This window comes from Zongyangia acetica, assembly GCF_038739695.1.
GTDB lineage: Bacteria > Bacillota > Clostridia > Oscillospirales > Ruminococcaceae > Zongyangia > Zongyangia gallinarum.
Genome location: NZ_JBBEWN010000039.1, coordinates 1 through 2,309, shown reverse-complemented (window position 1 = coordinate 2,309; position 2,309 = coordinate 1). Strand labels below are relative to the sequence as shown.

The 2,309-nt window shown below is 54.4% G+C and carries 6 protein-coding genes; all 6 read right to left on the bottom strand.

All coding sequences use genetic code 11. The features are described from left to right. Positions 1 to 71: 71 nt before the first annotated feature. Complete coding sequence (locus WGC32_RS14950) at positions 72 to 416, bottom strand: phage holin, LLH family (RefSeq protein ID WP_342683062.1); 345 nt, start codon at positions 414 to 416, stop codon at positions 72 to 74. A gap of 11 nt (positions 417 to 427) precedes the next feature. Next, the gene (locus tag WGC32_RS14945; protein ID WP_342683061.1) at positions 428 to 715 is read right to left on the bottom strand and encodes a hypothetical protein; all 288 of its coding nucleotides are present in this window, start codon (positions 713 to 715) and stop codon (positions 428 to 430) included. Between the two features lie 12 nt (positions 716 to 727). Then, entirely contained in the window at positions 728 to 1,015 is a 288-nt protein-coding gene (locus WGC32_RS14940; RefSeq protein ID WP_342683059.1) for a hypothetical protein, read from the bottom strand. 106 nt (positions 1,016 to 1,121) lie between these two features. Continuing rightward, entirely contained in the window at positions 1,122 to 1,550 is a 429-nt protein-coding gene (locus WGC32_RS14935) for a DUF4355 domain-containing protein (RefSeq protein ID WP_342683057.1), read from the bottom strand. A 52-nt stretch (positions 1,551 to 1,602) separates the two neighbouring features. Further along, positions 1,603 to 1,905: a ribosomal-processing cysteine protease Prp gene (locus WGC32_RS14930; RefSeq protein WP_342683055.1), complete on the bottom strand. Its 303-nt coding sequence runs from the start codon at positions 1,903 to 1,905 to the stop codon at positions 1,603 to 1,605. Positions 1,906 to 1,959: 54 nt separating this feature from the next. Then, positions 1,960 to 2,217, bottom strand: coding sequence for a thioredoxin family protein (locus WGC32_RS14925; RefSeq protein ID WP_342683054.1), 258 nt, complete (start codon positions 2,215 to 2,217; stop codon positions 1,960 to 1,962). Positions 2,218 to 2,309 lie beyond the last annotated feature (92 nt).

Here is a 2,309-nt window from a genome sequence, read left to right as displayed (position 1 = left end):
TGATGGTATCGATCTTGTGGTTTCGGGGGCTGTTTTTGTTGGGGCTGATCTTAACATAGTTCACTAGAGGGCTATTGCTCATTATCTTCACCCTCCTTCACGGCGATCCCCTCAATGGGAATCACCCCTTGATTCAGCTCATAAACGGCGGCTTCGATGAGAGCGTCCAGCTTCTCCTCGTCAACGGTAATACCGTGGCTTCTCAGCCAGTCAATGACATAGGCTTTCTTTTCCTCGCCTCTGCCGCTGCCAACATAGATTTGCTCTGCCGCCGCAACGGCGATCTTTACCCACGCGTTTATCTCTTTCTGCTGCTCTGCCGTGGTCTTGCTTTTGATGTAGGGGATGACAAAGGCTGTGATGAGCGCTGCGATGAGGGCGGCTACAGCCTCAAAAATGGGGGTAATATCGTACATGGTTTCCTCCTTTATCCATTGGTATCATCAGTTGTGTTATCGTTTGGCAATGGGTTCCCGTCCGCGTCTAAATGGTGTTTGTTCCTGCTCACCTTTTCAGCCAGGCTTTTTCCCGCGTAGGTGATGAGGTATCCAATACAGGCGGTAAAGATGGTGATGGTCACATCAGAGACAGACTCGCGGTAAAAGGCGGCCAATATGTAGGAGGTTACGGCGGTGGCTGTCGCTATGACAGTCGCCCACACAGCCAGAATCTTTGAAAACTCCATGGGCTTTTTCCTCTTTTTCTTTCGGCTCATATCGACTCCTTTCTACGCGCCGGCCTCGATGACCACACCGCCCGCGGCTCCCGCTCCGCCGTCTCCCGCTGTCGATGAGGAGGTTGATGCTCCGGCGCCGCCTGCTCCTCCTCCGCCCAGCTGGGGAGCGGAGACACTGGTGCTGTAGGGCGCCGCGCCTCCGTCCCCCGACGTGGTACGCGCCGCCGACTCCACATATTTCATGGCAGAGGTGGCTGTGCCTCCTGCACCGCCATATGCTACTGTCGGACGGGCTACCATCTGTCCATCTTCTCCGCTTCCTCCCGTAAGATTTGACACATTGCCTCCGCTGGCGCTTCCTCCTTCTCCTCCCGTACCTGGAATTGCAGCGCCACTGGTATTTCCTCCCTGTCCGCTTGTACCTGCTGTTGCGGTGACAGTTTCCTCACCGTATGACAGCTCTGTCTGGGTAGTATCTACCGTAATGGATTTTCCGCGCGGTTTTGGCCATATCGCCTAAAGCAATCTGCCGCTTCAGCTCGGCAAGCTCTTTTTCCGCTTTATCCGCCCGGTATTTCTCTTTTTGCTCGCCGGTCATCTGCGCCAGCTTCTCGGCCTCCGACACCTTATCATCCGTTAGCGTCTGCCATCTCTTCTGAGCATTCGCAACAGCGGTTTGGATAGCCTTGCTGACCCTCCGGTCAAATTCGGCTTGATGGCCCTCCTGCGCTAGAAAGTCGTCAAACGACATGGTGTTTTGTGCGTTTGTCTGCGTTGTTCCTTCGCCTGTCGCGCCGGTTGCGTTGCCGCCCTCTGTAGCAGCCCCGCCCCCTTCGCCTTCCGCAAAGAGTTGTAAAGAATATCTGTTTTTCATACGTTATCCTTTCCGCCCCGGCCCGTCACAAGTCCGCGCCGTTGCCCGTAGTTTATTGTCGTTGCGGACAAGATAACCGGATATACTCCGGGAATTCTCTTTCAATCTCTTTAAGGCCAACAAAAAAGGAACCCACCAGAAGCCTTCCTGCCTCTGACAGATTCCTATAGCGTATATCCGCCTTCCCTGGGGATATGGAGTATTCAATTTGATCTGCTGTCAGCTCCTCCAGTGAGACGATCAGCGTCTGTACCAAAGCGGTCACTCCGGCGCAGACAATATCCTTGCCCGCCTGGGCGTAGCCCGCGTGGCCTTCTAAGGTGATTCCGCCGTCTGTGGCGGAAACGGCAATCAAATCACACCACCTCTTTTCTGCCCGGCTGTTCCCTGCCGGTGGGAGATATGCGGATCACTCTCCCTTCAGAAACTGGGCGCATCTGTCCAAATCTGCCATGCCGACGTAATCCACCGCCTTTCCGTCTTCCGTCAGGATTGCCATGGGAACCCGGCTGACTCCGTAGCGATCCGCTCGGAAGGGTTCTTTCTGTACGTCGATCCTGACGATTTTATCCTGTCCTGCTATAGACGCCAAGGGAGAGATGAATTGCTTTTCAAAGAAGCAGCAGGGTGGGCACCATGAGGCGTGGAAAAAGTAAAGCTGCCTCATTTGTCTCCACCTATAAACATGTCCGGGTTGTCTCTTAACAGCATAAAAAAGCCGGTTCCCAGCTTTTCCACCTGTCCCTCGGAAAGCTCGAC